Origin of the sequence: Nibribacter koreensis, assembly GCF_039541795.1 — a bacterium.
Lineage (GTDB): Bacteria > Bacteroidota > Bacteroidia > Cytophagales > Hymenobacteraceae > Nibribacter > Nibribacter koreensis.
Genome location: NZ_BAABGX010000002.1, coordinates 924143 through 940734 on the forward strand (window position 1 = coordinate 924143; position 16592 = coordinate 940734).

The 16592-nt window shown below is 50.5% G+C and carries 14 protein-coding genes; 6 read left to right on the forward strand and 8 right to left on the reverse strand.

Annotated elements, in window-relative coordinates; all coding sequences use genetic code 11:
• Nucleotides 1-155: 155 nt before the first annotated feature.
• Complete coding sequence (locus ABD880_RS11205; protein ID WP_345165915.1) at nucleotides 156-416, reverse strand: hypothetical protein; 261 nt, start codon at nucleotides 414-416, stop codon at nucleotides 156-158.
• A 416-nt stretch (nucleotides 417-832) separates the two neighbouring features.
• Between ABD880_RS11205 and ABD880_RS11210 the strand changes: the two genes are divergently transcribed.
• The gene (locus ABD880_RS11210; protein WP_345165917.1) at nucleotides 833-1546 is read left to right on the forward strand and encodes a porin family protein; all 714 of its coding nucleotides are present in this window, start codon (nucleotides 833-835) and stop codon (nucleotides 1544-1546) included.
• Between the two features lie 173 nt (nucleotides 1547-1719).
• On the opposite strand, the gene ABD880_RS11215 is transcribed toward ABD880_RS11210, so the two are convergent.
• The 5 genes from ABD880_RS11215 to ABD880_RS11235 form a co-directional block, all read right to left on the reverse strand.
• On the reverse strand, nucleotides 1720-2268 hold the full coding sequence (locus ABD880_RS11215) for an REP-associated tyrosine transposase (RefSeq protein WP_345165919.1): 549 nt from the start codon (nucleotides 2266-2268) through the stop codon (nucleotides 1720-1722).
• Nucleotides 2269-2513: 245 nt separating this feature from the next.
• On the reverse strand, nucleotides 2514-3713 hold the full coding sequence (locus ABD880_RS11220; RefSeq protein ID WP_345165921.1) for a homogentisate 1,2-dioxygenase: 1200 nt from the start codon (nucleotides 3711-3713) through the stop codon (nucleotides 2514-2516).
• Between the two features lie 171 nt (nucleotides 3714-3884).
• Nucleotides 3885-5522: a S41 family peptidase gene (locus ABD880_RS11225; protein WP_345165923.1), complete on the reverse strand. Its 1638-nt coding sequence runs from the start codon at nucleotides 5520-5522 to the stop codon at nucleotides 3885-3887.
• A gap of 138 nt (nucleotides 5523-5660) precedes the next feature.
• A complete protein-coding gene (locus ABD880_RS11230; protein ID WP_345165926.1) occupies nucleotides 5661-6356 on the reverse strand; it encodes a hypothetical protein in 696 nt (231 codons plus the stop codon).
• Between the two features lie 698 nt (nucleotides 6357-7054).
• Complete coding sequence (locus ABD880_RS11235) at nucleotides 7055-8005, reverse strand: zinc dependent phospholipase C family protein (protein WP_345165929.1); 951 nt, start codon at nucleotides 8003-8005, stop codon at nucleotides 7055-7057.
• Nucleotides 8006-8111: 106 nt separating this feature from the next.
• On the opposite strand from ABD880_RS11235, the gene ABD880_RS11240 reads away from it, so the two are divergent.
• Together ABD880_RS11240 and ABD880_RS11245 are read left to right on the forward strand one after the other, a co-directional pair.
• Nucleotides 8112-8471 (forward strand): glyoxalase superfamily protein, encoded by a 360-nt coding sequence (locus ABD880_RS11240; protein WP_345165932.1) that lies wholly within the window; start codon nucleotides 8112-8114, stop codon nucleotides 8469-8471.
• Between the two features lie 32 nt (nucleotides 8472-8503).
• A complete protein-coding gene (locus ABD880_RS11245; protein WP_345165935.1) occupies nucleotides 8504-9070 on the forward strand; it encodes a hypothetical protein in 567 nt (188 codons plus the stop codon).
• Between the two features lie 105 nt (nucleotides 9071-9175).
• Here ABD880_RS11245 and def read toward each other — a convergent pair whose 3' ends face one another.
• Together def and ruvX are read right to left on the reverse strand one after the other, a co-directional pair.
• Nucleotides 9176-9742: a peptide deformylase gene (def, locus tag ABD880_RS11250; RefSeq protein ID WP_345165938.1), complete on the reverse strand. Its 567-nt coding sequence runs from the start codon at nucleotides 9740-9742 to the stop codon at nucleotides 9176-9178.
• On the reverse strand, nucleotides 9739-10158 hold the full coding sequence (ruvX, locus tag ABD880_RS11255) for a Holliday junction resolvase RuvX (protein ID WP_345165941.1): 420 nt from the start codon (nucleotides 10156-10158) through the stop codon (nucleotides 9739-9741). Before ruvX ends, def begins: the two co-directional genes overlap by 4 nt.
• 151 nt (nucleotides 10159-10309) lie before the next feature.
• On the opposite strand from ruvX, the gene ABD880_RS11260 reads away from it, so the two are divergent.
• The 3 genes from ABD880_RS11260 to ABD880_RS11270 all read left to right on the forward strand — a co-directional run bounded on the left by ABD880_RS11260 (nucleotide 10310) and on the right by ABD880_RS11270 (nucleotide 16546).
• Nucleotides 10310-11878 (forward strand): serine hydrolase, encoded by a 1569-nt coding sequence (locus ABD880_RS11260; protein ID WP_345165943.1) that lies wholly within the window; start codon nucleotides 10310-10312, stop codon nucleotides 11876-11878.
• A 998-nt stretch (nucleotides 11879-12876) separates the two neighbouring features.
• The gene (locus ABD880_RS11265; protein ID WP_345165946.1) at nucleotides 12877-15864 is read left to right on the forward strand and encodes a M16 family metallopeptidase; all 2988 of its coding nucleotides are present in this window, start codon (nucleotides 12877-12879) and stop codon (nucleotides 15862-15864) included.
• A 529-nt stretch (nucleotides 15865-16393) separates the two neighbouring features.
• A complete protein-coding gene (locus tag ABD880_RS11270; RefSeq protein WP_345165949.1) occupies nucleotides 16394-16546 on the forward strand; it encodes a hypothetical protein in 153 nt (50 codons plus the stop codon).
• Nucleotides 16547-16592: the final 46 nt, after the last annotated feature.

Genomic DNA, 16592 nt, shown 5'->3' on the forward strand with positions numbered 1-16592 from the left:
TCTGGCTTCTGGCCGGCGCCTATGACCGGTATATGTCATGGGGCAGATTGATTCTTGTCAGTTTCTGGTGGGTGTAAATAAGAAACGGCCCTAAAAGGGCCGGCTCTACACAAACAACCAAATATATAGAAAGCCTACCCGCAGGCAGGACTCACTTACTTAACCAAATTCAATTTCTCCAGCCAAGAGTTAGCAATGGCTTCCAGGCCCTTCCTGGCGAAGTTCTTTTGAGCCTCGGTCACGCTGTCCTCCTTGTCCTCTACTTCTTCTGGGTCAGTGCCCGTCACCTGAAAATCCTGCAACTGCAACAGGCTCTTGTCCTGCGCACAATGGCTGGCGTAAATTTCTACCTGCACGGGCATAGTGATGTTAAGGAGTCCCAGAACCACCAAGGAAGAGAGAAAGAAGAAACGCATATGCCAATCTTTGTGTGAAACATTTGACCGAAACCCGCCTCGCGCTACCTGCACCAGAATAGACACCCATTGGGCCTAACCGTTGCATTTGTTCCGCAGAAAATCTTACCTAACAAAACGCAATGGTTGTGCCAACTTACAAAACACTCTAATTATCAATTACTTACCTATTTTTACCATACTAAAAAGTGTACGATTATGAACAATTCTGATATGAAATCGAACACCAGTCCGTACGATTTTGGGCTGTTTTCTGGAAAAGAGGTGAAAAACGGACAGGGCGTGCCTTCAGGAGCTAGCCTAAGGGAACCACCGGTATATATTCTACAGGGAGGCATAGGGGACAAAAGGCAGACCTCGGTCTAAATAGGAACAGAATATAGAATTTCTCTAATTCTTAACGAATCTTTCCTTACATGAACAAGCTACTCTTTACCCTATTCCTTTGGTGTCTGGCCCTTGGCACGCAGGCCCAGAACCCGTTACAAGTGGGTCTAAAGGCGGGCGGAAACTACAGCAATCTGGCAGGAGACGCCAGCGCTTACACCAACTCCAGGCAGTCTAACAGCCTTTACTTACGCACAGATAAGGTGGGGGGCATGTTCGGGTTGCAGGCCGGCGTCTTCCTTGCTCTGCCGCTATCTGACAGATTCTCCTTGCAGCCCGAGGTGCTGTATTCTGGCAAGGGCTACTCTTTTACCCAGTCCAGGCAGTCTGTTGAAACCTTTGGAGACCAGGTAGAGGAGGAATACAAGTTCAGGTCGCATTATCTGGACGTGCCGCTTCTGGCACAGGCAAGAGTGGGCAGTTTTTATCTGGAGGCCGGTCCTGCCCTCTCCTTCTTGGTAGCCGCCAAAGAAGACCTTACCCAAACATTCTCTTACCCAGAATGGTCAGAAAAAACTACCGAGGAAAGACACACCAGCACCTCCTCTACAGCAGGAACCAGACGAGTTAGTTTGGGGTACGCACTAGGGGCTGGTTATGCCTTGCCAAACGGTGTGGGCATTGGCCTACGGTACAGCGGCGACTTTACCAGCCTTGCTGAGAATGAGTACAACGGTGAAACCCCCAACGTCAGGAATTCAGTGGTGCAAGTATCCTTGAGCTATATTTTCTGGAAGAGATAAATGCAGATAAAATCATTAAACAGAACGGCCTCTCCTTTACAAGAGAGGCCGTTCTGTTTTCAATCGTTTTCAGGCTATTTTGTTGGAAAAACGCTAAAAAAGATTCTCTCCCGCAAGTTTAGCGACAGCGTAACTTGTGGGGGAACAAGATAGGAAGTTTACAAACTTCCATATTACGTCAAAAGAATTATCTCCACTATCCCTTTGCCACTAGCATAATCTTTAGCACTACTGTACAAGTAATGTTCTGGCTCCTCTACCCAGCCTGCCAGCACTGGGTTTTGATGAACGTATTCCAACCGCTGTTCTATCATTTCATTTGAAGACAGCTCAATAGGATGATTTTGCTGTTGCCAAAACTGGAAGTGCGTATTATTTGGATTTCTTTGGCCAGCCCGCTCAAACAACCACAGCATCCAGCTCTTTCTGCTTTCTTGAGGGTTGCTGGCAATGGCCTTTGTAATTTCTTTGGAAGTATGGCGTTTCAAATCCCGTAAAATATGCTCCAGGTTTTCTCCTTGCGAACCTATAATTAGATGCGCATGGTTAGACATAAGGCACCAGGCATACACTTCCAATCCTTTGTTTTTAATACAATAGTGCAAGCTTTCTACAAAGATATCTTTGTATGCACGTCTGGTAAATACATCTATCCAGTTGACCGTGGCAAAAGAAACAAAATACAGTTTCTGCTGGTCTCTGATTTTGTAGGATCGGCTCATGGGATGAAAGGTAAGTTTCTAAACTTACCTGAATGACTACCCACAAGTTACGCTGCCGCTAAACTTGCGGGAGAAATAACCTATCGCAAGTTTAGCGGTAGCGTAACTTGTGATACTAATAATGGAAGTTTACAAACTTCCATTATTAGGCTGCATTAAAACCAGCACAGCCTCTCCTTTACCAAGAGAGGCTGTGCTGCCTTACATCCGTTTTTGACCTATTTTCACTAAACCAAGCCAAAAAGCTAATCCATCATATCTGCCGGCCTGGGTGCGCCAGGGGCTACGTCTGGGTTCCAGCTCATGGGGTAGTTCTCATCCAGCATGTCAAGCGCGTCATTCGCTAAATAAAGCGGTTTGAACGTGTCAATCATGACGGCCAGCTCATGGGTCTCTTTCTTGCCAATGCTGGCTTCTACCGTGCCCGGGTGCGGACCGTGCGGCAGGCCGCTTGGGTGAATGGTAAACGACCCGATGTCCACGCCTTTTCTACTCATGAAGTTGCCCTCTACGTAGTACAGGATTTCGTCTGAGTCTACGTTGGAGTGGTTATACGGCGCCGGAATGGCCAATGGGTGGTAGTCAAACAGGCGCGGCACAAAGGAGCAGACCACGAAGCCCTGCGTCTCAAAGGTCTGGTGCACGGGAGGCGGTTGGTGAATGCGACCGGTAATGGGCTCAAAGTCATGGATAGACAACGCATATGGGTAGAAATATCCGTCCCAGCCCACCACGTCCAGCGGCGAGAACCCATAATGGTATTGGTGCAGGAAGCCCTCTTTTTTAATCTGAACCAGGTAATCGCCGGGAGCATCGTCTTGAATGAGTTCATGCGGCGCTCTGATGTCACGCTCACAGTAAGGTGAATGCTCCAATAACTGCCCGAAGTGGTTTCTGTAGCGGCGCACCGTCTCTACCGGGCTGAAGCTCTCGGTGATGAGCAGGCGCACGGGGCCTTCGTTCCATTTCCATTGGTGGATGATGGTTCTGGGAATGACTACGTAGTCACCGGCTCTTACTTCCAGGCGGCCCATCTGCGAAAGCAACTCACCAGAGCCTTCATGGATGAACACAATCTCATCTGCCAGCGCATTCTTATAGAAATACGTCATCTCCCGCTCTACCGGCAGGCAGATAGAAATTACGCAGTCATTGTTCATCAAAACCGTCTTGCGGGCGGACAGGTAATCCTGGCCGGTAGACTCGCCTTTGAACGGACGCAGATGATAGGGCGCCAGCGGCACGTTGGATTTGGTGGGCGCGTACGGCACCGGCTCGTCTATGCGCGTAATCTTGGTAGGCGGATTCTTGTGGTACAGCAAGGAAGAAACCCCACTGAAGCCCAGGGTACCCACCAACTGCTCATGGTACAGACTGCCGTCGGGCTGCCTGAACTGGGTGTGCCGTTTATGCGGAAAGGTGCCTAGTTTATGATAGTATGCCATTACTATTGAGAGATTGAGTGATGGAATGAATGAGAGAATGAAGGTGCTACTTAAAGCACTTCGTTTTTGGCCTGATTTCCAGAAAACAGGTCAAAAACGGTACGGGAGCACTTGAAAAGTAAAGAAAACAAAAAAGCGCAACAGGTCTTGTCTCCTGTTGCGCTTTCTGGCTTATTTTCCTAAACTAATTTGCCTGGCCTGCCCAAAGGACCCCAGCGCTTTCTGGAAATCATTGTCCAGTTCATTAAGTACAGGATAGAAGCCATCAGCCTGATAAACGCTTCTGGCAATAAAGGCTTTCAGGTTGTTTTTAATGACTCTGTTGGAGCGTTGCAAGTCTTTAGGATCAACCTTCACGCCAGCCAGGGTAGCATCTTTTAACATGCCCTGCACCATGGCGTCCGTTACCGTAAAGGTGGACTTAAACTGCGGGAACGGCATCTTCTCCAGTTCCTTCTTGTGGTCTCTGTAGTAAGACAAAGCGTACTCACGCAGCACGTTCTTGCGGTACAGCTCTACCAGCAGGTTGGTGTACTCCATGGTGTCCCTAGGCACAAATACGTCTGGCATGATGCCGCCTCCGCCGTACACTACGCGCCCTTTGTCTGTCTTATACTTAAGCGAGTCATTAAACTTGATGCTGTCCTGGCTGAAGAACTCGCCGTGCTTGTAGCGCTCCTCCAGTTCATTGTCATAGTCTTCTGAGGTTTCTGGGCTGTAGGGTTTCTGGATGGAGCGGCCGCTTGGCGTGTAGTACCTGGAGATGGTCAGGCGCAGTTCGCCGCCGTCAGACAGGGAGATAGGCACCTGCACTAATCCTTTGCCAAACGTACGTCTGCCCACAATCAAAGCGCGGTCATGGTCTTGCAGGGCGCCGGCCAGAATCTCAGAGGCAGAGGCGCTGCCTTCGTTCACCAATACTACCACGTCCCCAGATTCAAAATCGCCTCTGGCACGAGCGTAGTAATCTGCGTCATACTTAGAGCCTTTTCCGTCTGTGTACACCAGTTTTTTAGTACCAGAGATAAACTCATCGGCCATGCGGGTGGCGTGGTCCAGGTAGCCGCCGGGGTTGTCTCTTAAGTCCAGCACCAGGCGTTTCATGCCCTGTTTTTTGAGCTTGGTGAGTTGCTGCTTGAACTCGTCATACGTTCCGTTAGAGAAGCGGCTCACTTTGATGTAACCGGTTTGGTCGTCTACCATGTACCCCACGTCTACAGACACAGAAGGTATCTTGCGGCGGGTCACGGTAAAGGCAATCGGTTTTTTCTCGCCGCGTCTAAGAATGGTCAGGTTTACTTTAGAGTTGCGGGGACCGCGCAGCTTGGCGAAGACCTTCTCCGTGGTCAGATTACCGCCAGTCATGCTCTCGTTGTCTACTTTGATAATCTTGTCCCCGGCCTGGATGCCCACCTGCTCAGAAGGGCCGCCGCTCATGGGGGCAATCACATACAAGGTGTCCCTGAAGATGTTGAACTCTACGCCAATGCCGTCAAAGTCACTTTCTAGGTATGACTTGGCCAGGCTTAGTTCTTTGGCCGGAATGTAGGACGAGTGCGGATCCAGCTTCTCCAGCATCTGCTGGATGGCGTACTCAGAAAGCTCCTCGGTGTTGACGGTGTCCACGTACTCGCGGTCAATGTAACTGAGAATCTCCCTGAACTTAAGGTAGCCGCGGGCGGTGCCTTCTGGGTTGCTGGCGCTGGGCCTGAAAATGGTAGCCCCCAACAAAACGCCCAACGCTATTGCCAAGCCCAAAAAAAGCGGTAACCGTATCTGGAAAGTGGAATTCTTGATTTTCTCAGCCATGGTAAAAGGGTAAACAGGTAAACTGCGGCAAGGTTCTGGCGCAAATACAATTGCTAGATAAGCAGAAAAGATGTAATCCGCCAGACACCTCCCTCATAATACAAAATTCACCTCCTGAAAGTTGCGTACGCCAACTTGCTACTGGTTCAGGTTCTCGGCCATCTTGTTGAGCGCCTTGGCATAGGTGAGCCTGTACTTAGCCCTGCCGGTGGTGTCTGCCGCAGACGTAATGGGCCGGGCCTGCGTACGCCCCGCCGTAACCAAGGCCGCTTGAGCAATCTGTTCACTCGGCCAGAAATCCTTGAGGGCTCTCAGGCACTTGTACACCAGTTCGGCGTCTTCAGACTTGGCCTCCAGCAACTGCATGGTGTAAAACCCAATGGCCTTCAACAGTTCTGGGTTGTCTGGGTCTTGGTAATAGTGCCCAAACAGGTGATTGCGTAACATGACGTTGGCCGCCTGCTGTTGCAGGATAAAATGATACGGCTCATCCTCATGCACCAACAGCACTTCTCTAAACTGACGGTCTAGCTTGGTCCAGGGGTCTTGCTTGACGTGCATCATAGACAACCGCTCTATCATTTTTAGAGGGTTCTCTGTATCCCCTTTGGGGACGGTCAACCTTGCCAGGTTAAAGCCCTGCGGCAGGGTCACGTCAAAATCCTGGCTCAGTTCCTGTTCAGGGGTTTTAGGCAGGGCCGGTGCGGTTGCCTGGGCGGGAGCCTCGGTTTGGGTTTCTTCTTCTTTTTGTTGCGGAGTACAGCCAGCCCACCCCATGCCAAATGCCAGGGCGTAAACAAGGAGATTGCGGGGGGTAAAAGTAAGTGAGGTCATGATTAAAATACGTAAGGCTGTTTTTGTAATACAGCATCCTTACCTAAAGTAACGCAATTCTTTCTATTTGCTAAATACCCGCGTCTATCTTACCCCTTTCTTTCTAGCCTGACACCTCTCCAAATCTTCTTTGGGATAACCGCCAGCTGAGGCAGGAGGATGGAACTGGCAGTTAGGATGGTTCCGTTTTTAGTGTCTTTTCCTGAAAACAGGCCAAAAACGACAGACGCAGTACCATGACCTCGAGAACTTAAAACCTTCCCAATACGAAGGGGCCTTTTATCTGGCGCGAATCGTAGTTTATCCCAGAGGATTTCTGGAGAATTCCATCGCGGGTGCCGTGAAACAAGTGCGCATTGCTGAAGTGCAACTACCAAGAAAATTGTTGTGGAGCGGAGACGCGTATCTGTCTGCCAGGGGACAGACCGATGGTTTACTACATATTTCTGTAGAGACCAGGCACTGCCTTGTCTCTGACGCATTGCCTAGTCTCTAGTGGCTAAACACACCCTTAGAGCTCATCAAAGGGGGAATTCGTAAATGAGGCGTTCTTGGCGCAGACGCTCGCAGGTCCTTTGGACGCTACGAGGTCTTTTGAGTAAAAGCTATTCTAACTGAAACTGGCTTTAACGCCCTCCTTCAAGTGAGCCAGAAAACGTTGAGCATAGAAGAAAGTCTTGCGTCATCTGGCTGTAAACTCATCTTTCATCATGCTCCCCGGTTTGGAACGTGACTTTGTCTGCCTCTAGTTGTTGGCGCTGTTCTGGGGTGAGGGGTTGTAGGTTCTTGAGATTGGGTTGGCCGGCGTTAACCCAGGCGGTGTACCAATAGCTGGCCACCAGGTGCGTGGCCAGGCGCATCTGGCGCTCTATTTGTCCCTGCAGCGCCTGATGGTACTCCTTGCTGAAGTCTCTTGAATACACTTTGACGGTGCTGCTGCCGCGTTCCTCCAGGCTGTATTTCTTGTCCTCTGCCAGACGCAGGGTCACTTGCCGCTCAAACGTGAAGACAGAATCCAGGGCGGCGTTGGAGCGGGTGACAATCTCCCAGGCGGTGCGGCTGGGGCTTTTGAGTAATTGCGGCGGCCCCAGCAAGAAGTCGTAGTCCTGACTCCAGAGTTCGGGGAGGCGGCTTTCCCAGAGACCATGGATGCCCCGCTGGTTGGTAAACTGGCCGTTGTAGTTTTTGGTGGTGTGCAAGGGCACGCAGGCATCGGCTACGTAATGTCCCAACTCCGCGGAGACTCTTAAGATGCGTTGCACGTCATGCTGCTTGAAGGCCTCGGTGAGTTGGTACTGCATGAAGTTGATGTGCCAGGGCACAATGCCGTGCCGTTGCAGGGTGTCCAGCGTGAACTGCTTAACGGCCGCTTCCCAATTACGCGGAAGCTTGTAGGCAGCGCTGTCGCCATACACGTCCAAGTCAATGAAGTGGCGGGCGCCTTCCTCGGGCACGGCATAGCGGCGTTTGTCTGGCGCCACGGCCTGCTCCGTGATGTAGGCCACGTGCAGTTTGTAGAAGCCTATCATCTCGGGCGGCAAAGTAAACACCGCCTGCCGGTTAATGCGTTGATGGGCGTAAAATCCCCACGCCCCCACAGACGTGACAGCCGTAAAAAGGAGAAAGAACAGCAACAATACTCGTGACATGCAGACGTATACGTGAATCAACGGTTCAGTTTTCCCGGGAAGGCTTCTTATCTTGACGAAGCCTTAGACTAAACTATACTCCTTTTCACCTTAACCCGAAGACGCCATGGCTACCATCACTCCCATATTCAGGATATTTGATTACGACAAGGCGCTTGAGTTCTACGTCTCCTGGCTGGGCTTTAAAATAGACTGGGAAGACAAGCCTGACAATGCCCCGCACTACATACAAGTTTCTCTACAAGACATGCACCTGCACCTCACCGAGCACCACGGCGACTGCACTCCCGGCGCCCGGGCCTACATCAGCCTCTTCAAAGACCTGAAGGAGTACCACCACCAGCTGTTGGCTAAGCCTTACAAGTTTAACCGACCAGAACTAGAAGCCACCACTTTGGGCGGCAACACCCTTGCCATGGAAGTGATAGACCCGTTTGGCAATAGGCTGACGTTTCATGGAAGGTAAATAGTACCTTTGATAGCGCAGGGCACTTAACAATGTTCATACTTCTATTTTTACTACTAGTACTTGGAGTACCAAGTGGCTTTATCTATTTAGCTTACTGGTTCCCTAAAAAACTTGGCTATATAAGGCTTGGAAGAATTCTTTCTAGCACCCTCTTCTCTGTCTTTGCATTGGTGATAGCTTATATTAGTCTTGAAGACGAGTTCTTTACAAAAGGAGACGCTAATGAGCTATTACTTGAGCAAAACATTGTCCTACACGACAACTTTGCATTAAAGGACAATGAATCTACGTCTGGAATAGGCGATTCATATCAAAAATTCATTTTGGAAATATCAGCAAAAGATAAAGCCAGAATAATATCTGAAATTAAAAACTCCTCTAACTTCAGAACATTAGAAACTCCAGCGGCGAACGATGTTAATTTCTCACTTTTAACTAATAGTAAATACAAAAGCGGGGTTTTTAGTGAGGACTATGAAACTGAATATTCTTACAAGAGGGTATTTTTCAAATTCATAAGAAAGGACTATGCGCCGACTTATAGGGTAGTCTCCATCAGCAAGGGGTTGAATGAGTTAACATTTGAACTGTATTGATGAACACCAAGCACGTTTTCAGCTTATTTCCATCAAAACAGGCCAAAAACGAAAAAGCCTCACTCGTTCTGTAACAAGTGAGGCTTTTTTCAAATATTGATTCGCTTAGCGTTTGTTCATGCCGGCAAACTTCATGCGGTAGTCGGCGTCTACGTCTCCTTTGGAGATTTTGGTGAGCTTGCCTTTTAAGAGGCGCTTCTTGAGGCCAGAAAGGTGGTCAGTGAACAGGATGCCTTCAATGTGGTCGTACTCATGTTGAATCACGCGGGCCGTCAAATCATCAAAGTTTTCCACGTGTGTCTTGCCCTCTAGGTCCTGGTACTGAATCTTGACGTACTCCTGGCGCCAAACTTCTTCGCGCACGCCGGGTATGCTTAGGCAGCCTTCGTCAAAGCCCCACTCCTCGCCAGACTCCTCTAGAATCACAGGATTGATGAACGCCTTCTTCACGCCTTTGTCTTTGTCCTCGTCTTCCATGAACGGCGTGGAGTCAATTACAAACAGGCGCACGCTCTTGCCAATCTGCGGGGCGGCCAGGCCTACGCCGTGGGCGTGGTACATGGTCTCAAACATGTCTTCTATGAGCTTGGGTAGCTCTGGGGCGTCCAAGGCTATGTCTTTGGCTTTGGCTCTAAGGACCGGATCGCCGTAGGCAACAATAGGATAAATCATAAGTATTGTCTGCTCTCTAAATAACTCTGTAAAATAATAGTGGCGCTAATCTTGTCCACGGTTTCTTTGTTGGCGCGGGCTTTTTTACTCAGGCCCATGTCTACCATGGTTCTAAACGCCATTCTGGAGGTAAAGCGTTCATCATGGGTGACCACGGGTACCTCTGGGAACTGTTTCTGCAGCTTTCTGATGAAGCCAACTACGTGCTGGGTGTTGTTGGTGGCGTTTCCGTCCAGGTGCACGGGCATGCCCACCACAAACAGGTCTACCTCTTCTTTCTGCAGGTAGCTTATTAAAAAGGCCAGCACGTCCTGGGAATGCACCGTGTCCAGCGCCGAAGCAATCAGTTGCAGGGGATCGGTGACGGCCAGACCCACGCGCTTCACTCCATAATCAATCGCCAGAATGCGTCCCATGGGTATCGTTTTTGCCTTGTTTTCTGGAAAATAGCCCAGAAACGACAAAGGTAGCAATTCTAGGGCAAACTGTTGGACCTTGGTGCCCGGCCCTGTTTTAAACCCTCAGGCTTTTACGTAACTTCCTGCCGTAATACCATCCGTAATCTCCATGACCTTTTCTATCCCTCCAAGATTTTTACGCAGACAGCTTCTCTTAGTAGCCTTGCTACTCACGGCGCCTTTCTGGGCGCAGGCGCAGGCAGACTTACAGAAACTGGATGCTTATTACCAGAAAGCCCTCAAAGACTGGAATGTGCCGGGCATGGCCATCGCCATAGTCAAGAATGACTCTGTGGTGTTTGCCAAAGGCTACGGTGTGCTGGATCAGCAGAAAGGCGGCGCAGTAGACGTGAATACCGTCTTCGGGATTGCCTCCAACACCAAAGCGTACACCTCGGCGGCACTGGCCATTCTGGTGGATGAGGGCAAACTGAAATGGGACGACAAGGTGACAAAATACCTGCCCTGGTTGCAGCTCTATGACCCATTTGTGACCAAGGAAGTCAATATTAAAGACCTCCTGAGCCACCGCATGGGCTACCAGACGTTTTCGGGGGACTTGCTTTGGTACAACACCACCTTCTCCCGTAAAGAAATTTTGGAGCGGGCCAAGTACCTGAAACCCACCTATGGCTTTAGAGACGGCTACGGCTACTCCAACCTAGGCTTTATTGCCGCTGGGCAGGTGATTGAGGCCATCTCAGGGCAGTCCTGGGAGCAGTTTGTGCAAGAGCGCATCATCCAGCCTTTGGGCATGACCCGTACCTTTACCAGCGCCAACCAATTGAAGGGCGTGGCCAACGTAGCCACCCCGCACGCCAACCCCGAGAAAGAAAACGGGAAACCGGTGCCTACCGTCATTACCGCCTGGGACAACTGGAACCCCGCCGCCGGCATCTTCACCAGCGTGCTGCAAGACGCCAAATGGCTGAAGCTGCAGCTCAACCGGGGTACCTACAACGGAAAGCGCATCTTCTCTGAAGCCTCCAGCCATATGATGTGGACCTTGCACAACTCAACGCCCATCCCGGCGCAAAACTCTGCCATAAATCCAAGCACGCACTTCACGGGCGCCGGTTTAGGCTGGATGCTCAATGACTACCAAGGCCGTAAGATTATAGCACACGGCGGCGGCCATGAAGGCATGAACAGCCGCACCGTATTGGTACCCGAGGAGAAGTTAGGCATTGTGATTCTCACCAACAGCATGAGCAGCATCATGAGCCCAATCGCCACCTACACCGTGGACCAATTTCTGGGCATCACCAACGGCCGCGACTGGAGCCAATTCAACCTGGAGATGGCTGCCAAGAACCGCGCCGCCCAAAAAGCAGAAGAAGCCAAAAAGCCGAAAGAGAAAGCCGAGAAAATCAAAAACACACGCAACCTCAACGCTTACGTGGGCACCTTCCATAGCCCTATGTACGGTGACGCGGTGGTGACTTTGCAGAACAATAAACTGATGTTGTATCTCCCCTCTGCCCCAGCCTTGGGCGGTGAGCTTACCTTCTGGAAACAGGACATCTTCAACCTAAACTGGAAAAACAACTTTGCGCTCTTGACGCCTACCAACGTACGGTTCCTGCCCGGCCCAGACGGCACCTTGACGGAGCTGAGACTAGACGCCAACAACCCAGACTTCCACTTCTCAGAGTTAGAATTCACCAGAGTGAAGTAGCGCTCGCATTTATTTAATCAAAGAAGCCCTGCCGGAGAATATATCCGGCAGGGCTTCTTCGTTTTTAGGCTAATTCCTAGAAAACAGGCTAAAAAAAAAGAAGAAGTATGTCTCTTCTGTTGAGCGAAGGTTGGGAATTAGCCTAATCTTACGACACAGACGCTACTCGTTAGCACTGAGTCGCGAGTCATGAGTCTGAAGGAGTACTTGTCCTCCCCCTACCCCCTCCGAAGGGGGACGGAATGCGCAGCCTTAAGCCAGCGCTTCAGGGCAGTTGCAAACTGCCCGCCATCATGGGGCCAAGTCGAAGACTTGAACCAGTCCCGTGAACCAAGATAAAGCAGACCGTGCCTTGGCACGAATGACTCTGCAGCGACAGGACCGGTCATTGCCTGCAATCCTTATGTAAACCAATCAACCTACACAGGACTGGAACCAGAACCAGTCTTGGTCCTGAGCGCCTCTGTTGTTTCGTCGCCCGGCAGGGCGGGGCCAAAGGCCCAGAGTACAACAGCAGTGCGAAGGGCCAGGACGAGGCCCCGCGGCCGTGAGCGCTTAGCGGAAGAAATGGAACAAGAAAGGTGGTGCGCACCGGTGCAAGCGGTCTTACGCAGGGATAGCCAAATGCGTGCACCAAAGCCTCATTTAAGTTGAAAGGCGGCTGGTGAGGTAGTCTGGGTCGTTGGTGATAACACCAACAACGGCAGGCAGGGTAGCTACAGTTTAGCCAACGCACAACCATCAATCAAAATCATTTTCCGCCTAATTCCCAGAAAACAAGCCAAAAACAGAGACCGCCCCTCCAGGATGCAACCATCAGCAGAAAGGAATGTCCATAGACCTGTAAGTTCTTCCCCGGCCGTGCGACTAATGCCTCGTCTCTCTTAAAAAGACACAGGCATTCTACCGCGCTTCTACTGGTTGATTCTGGGAGAAATGGTTAGAAATGCTTATTTTTAAGAAGGCAAACACTCTGTCAAACAAAACAAACTCTGATTATGACTAAAAAAAGCACACTGGCTATCTGTGTAGCGGTGGCTCTTTCCATGCAGGCGCAAGCCCAGCAGAAAGCCACGCCCGCCAAAAAAGCCAATCCAACTGCTACGGCGGCCTCTCAAAAAGGCGGTACCCGCTTAGTAGAGAAAGTAACCCGCAAGAGCGGCGAACTGGTGATTCCGTATGAGAAATACGTATTGCCAAACGGCCTGACCGTGGTAGTGCATGAAGACCATTCAGACCCAATTGTACACGTAGACGTGACCTACCACGTAGGTTCTGCCCGTGAAGAGGTAGGCAAGTCTGGTTTCGCGCACTTCTTTGAGCACATGATGTTCCAGGGATCAGACAACGTGGCAGATGAGCAACACTTTAAGATTGTGTCGCAGTCTGGGGGTACGTTGAACGGAACCACCAACCGTGACCGCACCAACTACTTTGAGACAGTTCCTTCTAACCAGTTAGAGACGGCGCTTTGGCTAGAGGCGGACCGCATGGGCTTCTTACTGGACGCGGTAACCCAGAAGAAATTTGAGGTACAACGCGAGACCGTAAAGAACGAGCGCGGCCAGAACTATGACAACCGTCCGTACGGCTTGGTGTATGAGAAAACATCAGCGGCCTTGTATCCTTACGGCCACCCGTATTCCTGGACCACCATCGGGTATTTAGAAGACCTGAACCGTGTAGACGTAAATGACTTGAAGAACTTCTTCCTGCGCTGGTACGGACCAAACAACGCTACCTTGACCGTAGGTGGTGACGTGACGCCGGCCCAGGTGGTGAAGTTGGCAGAAAAATACTTCGGCTCTATTCCTAAAGGACCAGAGGTGAAGAACATGAAACTGCCGGCCCCGGTATTAACCCAGGACCGTTACATTTCTTACGAGGACAACATCCGCTTCCCAATGTTGCAGATGACCTTCCCTACCGTGCCTAACTACCACGCAGACGAGGTTCCTTTGGACGTACTAGCCGAAATCATTGGCGGAAGCAAAACCTCCATTCTTTACCAGAACCTGACCAAGGCCCAGAAAGCCGTACAAGCCAGCGCCGGCCATCCAGCTTCTGAGCTAGCGGGTGAGTTTACCATGACTGTTCTTCCGTTACCGGGCCACAGCTTGGCAGACATGGAGAAAGAACTGCGCAACGCGTTGGCAGAGTTTGAGAAAAGAGGCGTGACCGATGAGGATTTGGAGCGTTTCAAGTCTTCATATGAAGCCAACATCTTAAACAGCCTTTCCAGCGTGTCTGGCAAGACGTCTACCTTGGCCGCCAACCAGACGTTCACGGGCAATCCTAACTTCTTGACCAACCAACTCAAAGCCCACCGTGCCGTGACCAAAGAAGACGTGATGCGGGTGTACAACAAGTACTTGAAAGGCAAGAAAGCAGTAGTACTAAGCGTAGTGCCTAAAGGCAAGCCAGAGATGGTAGCCAAAGCAGACAACTTCAAAGTTGATCCTTCTGGTTACAAAGCCCCGGCAGACCAATACTCCGGCCTGAAATACGTGAAAGCCAAAGATACCTTTGACCGTAGCAAGATTCCGGCGGCCGGTGCCAACCCAGTGATCACCGTTCCTGCGTTCTGGAAGCAGAACTTAAACAACGGCATTAAAGTGATTGGCGCTAAAAACGACGAGGTGCCTACCGTAACCTTGTTGTTCACCTTGCAAGGTGGTCACAAGCTAGAAGCGCATGACCCATCTAAAGCGGGTATTGCCTCTATGGTGGCATCTTTGCTGAACGAGGACTCTGAGAAGTTCACGGCAGAGGAAATCAGCAGCAAGATGGAAAAACTGGGCGCGTCTATCAACTTCGGGAGTGGCTCTGAGAGCATGACCGTTTCTGTGCAGACGCCGGTTAAAAACCTGGACGCTACCTTGGCTCTGTTAGAAGAGCGCATGATGCATCCACGCTTCTCTCAAGATGACTTTGACCGTTTAAAGAAACAACGTTTAGAGGCCATCAAAAACCAGAGCACCCAGCCTACCGTGATTGCCAACAACGTGTACAACAAAATGCTGTACGGCGAAGGCCATATCCAGGCTATTCCGGTGATTGGCACCATCAAGACGGTAGAGAGCATCTCTCTGGATGACGTGAAGAAATTCTACCAGAACTACTTCTCTCCATCAGTGACCAACCTGGTAGTTGTAGGTGACGTGGAGCAAAACCAGATCATGCCTAAACTGGCGTTCTTGAACAAGTGGGCTGCTAAGCCAGTAGCCATGCCTGCTGACATGAAACCAGCCGGTATTGACAAGACCAAGATCTTCATTGTAGACAAAGAGAAAGCCGCCCAGTCTGAAATCAGAATCGGGTACATGGCCATGCCGTATGACGCCACTGGTGAATACTACAAAGCCAACTTGATGAACTACGTGTTGGGTGGTGCGTTCAACAGCCGCATTAACCTAAACCTGCGCGAAGACAAAGGCTACACCTACGGAGCTGGTTCTTACTTCTCAGGCACTGAGACTTCTGGTCCTTACACCGCCTACGCTGGCGTACGTTCTAACGTATCTGACAGCGCCGTGGTAGAGTTCATGAAGGAGATCAAGCGCTTCAGAGAAGAAGGCATCACAGATGAGGAATTAGCGTTCATGCGCAGCGCCATTGGTCAGTCTGATGCCCGCAAGTATGAGACTTCTTTCCAGAAAGCTTCTTTCTTGAACAACATGTTGCGCTATAACCTGGACGCTGACTACGTAGCCAAGCAAAACCAGATTCTGCAGACCATCACTAAGGAAGAAATCAACGCCCTGGCCAAGAAATACCTTCCTATTGAGAAGATGAACATCATGCTGGTAGGTGACAAAGCTTCTATCAAACCAGGCCTTGAGAAACTAGGCTATGAAGTGGTAGAACTAGACCCAGAAGGCGTTGTGGTGGCCAAAGCGGCCGCCGTTGCTCCTCCGATTGAAGTAAAGAAAGAAGAACCTAAGAAAGGCCGTAAGGCTAAAGACACGGTAGGTAGAAGCTTCTAAGTATCATTGTCAAGATGTCTTGAGTAGTTTCTACTTTTGACCTCTACTAAAAATGGCGTTTCCAGACTCAGGTTTGGAAACGCCTTTTTGTTTTTGGCCTGTTTTCTGGGAATTAGGCTAAAACGGGTTTTAGGCAGGGCTTCTTCGTCCCCCTTTGAAGGGGGTAGAGGGATGACTTTCGAGCCCTTAGACTTGACCCAGCTACCTTATTTCAACGCAGATTCTCCCCTTGAGGATTGCCCAAACGAGCGTTTGAAGCACCGAGCGCAGCTCAGTTGAGGGGTGTTTACATTACCTAGACATACTTCCTACCAGCCACCTCTGTCTCCCAACTTTCCTCTTTCTTACTTTCTGCCTGCGTTTGTCACTTTTCTCCTTGATGAGAAAAGTAACCAAAAGAATCAAGAAGAAAAGAAACTCGCTGCCGCTCAGACAGCTTTTCTTCGTCTTCTGCACCTGGCTGGTGTGATTCGTTCCATAGCGGGCTTACGCCTCTGCCAGATGACAAGCCGCTGCTTGCTCCCTGCCCATGCTCCGGGCGCACAGCCAAGGCTGCCCTGCGCAAGGTCGGTCGGCGGGCGGACTGCTGGTGGAGACGTGGCAATGCCTGTATGCGCTGGCGCGGTATTGTAGAGACAATGGCACTGCCTTGTCTCTCATGCCTTGCTTGGAAAACGCCTAAAAGGGTCTTCCCGCGTTTTTGGCCTATTTCCCAGAAAACAGGCCAA

Coding starts and splice junctions, on each gene's coding strand:
- ABD880_RS11205 (WP_345165915.1), bottom strand. CDS start 416: ATGCGTTTCTTCTTTCTCTCTTCCTTGGTGGTTCTGGGACTCCTTAAC.
- ABD880_RS11210 (WP_345165917.1), top strand. CDS start 833: ATGAACAAGCTACTCTTTACCCTATTCCTTTGGTGTCTGGCCCTTGGC.
- ABD880_RS11215 (WP_345165919.1), bottom strand. CDS start 2,268: ATGAGCCGATCCTACAAAATCAGAGACCAGCAGAAACTGTATTTTGTT.
- ABD880_RS11220 (WP_345165921.1), bottom strand. CDS start 3,713: ATGGCATACTATCATAAACTAGGCACCTTTCCGCATAAACGGCACACC.
- ABD880_RS11225 (WP_345165923.1), bottom strand. CDS start 5,522: ATGGCTGAGAAAATCAAGAATTCCACTTTCCAGATACGGTTACCGCTT.
- ABD880_RS11230 (WP_345165926.1), bottom strand. CDS start 6,356: ATGACCTCACTTACTTTTACCCCCCGCAATCTCCTTGTTTACGCCCTG.
- ABD880_RS11235 (WP_345165929.1), bottom strand. CDS start 8,005: ATGTCACGAGTATTGTTGCTGTTCTTTCTCCTTTTTACGGCTGTCACG.
- ABD880_RS11240 (WP_345165932.1), top strand. CDS start 8,112: ATGGCTACCATCACTCCCATATTCAGGATATTTGATTACGACAAGGCG.
- ABD880_RS11245 (WP_345165935.1), top strand. CDS start 8,504: ATGTTCATACTTCTATTTTTACTACTAGTACTTGGAGTACCAAGTGGC.
- def (WP_345165938.1), bottom strand. CDS start 9,742: ATGATTTATCCTATTGTTGCCTACGGCGATCCGGTCCTTAGAGCCAAA.
- ruvX (WP_345165941.1), bottom strand. CDS start 10,158: ATGGGACGCATTCTGGCGATTGATTATGGAGTGAAGCGCGTGGGTCTG.
- ABD880_RS11260 (WP_345165943.1), top strand. CDS start 10,310: ATGACCTTTTCTATCCCTCCAAGATTTTTACGCAGACAGCTTCTCTTA.
- ABD880_RS11265 (WP_345165946.1), top strand. CDS start 12,877: ATGACTAAAAAAAGCACACTGGCTATCTGTGTAGCGGTGGCTCTTTCC.
- ABD880_RS11270 (WP_345165949.1), top strand. CDS start 16,394: ATGCTCCGGGCGCACAGCCAAGGCTGCCCTGCGCAAGGTCGGTCGGCG.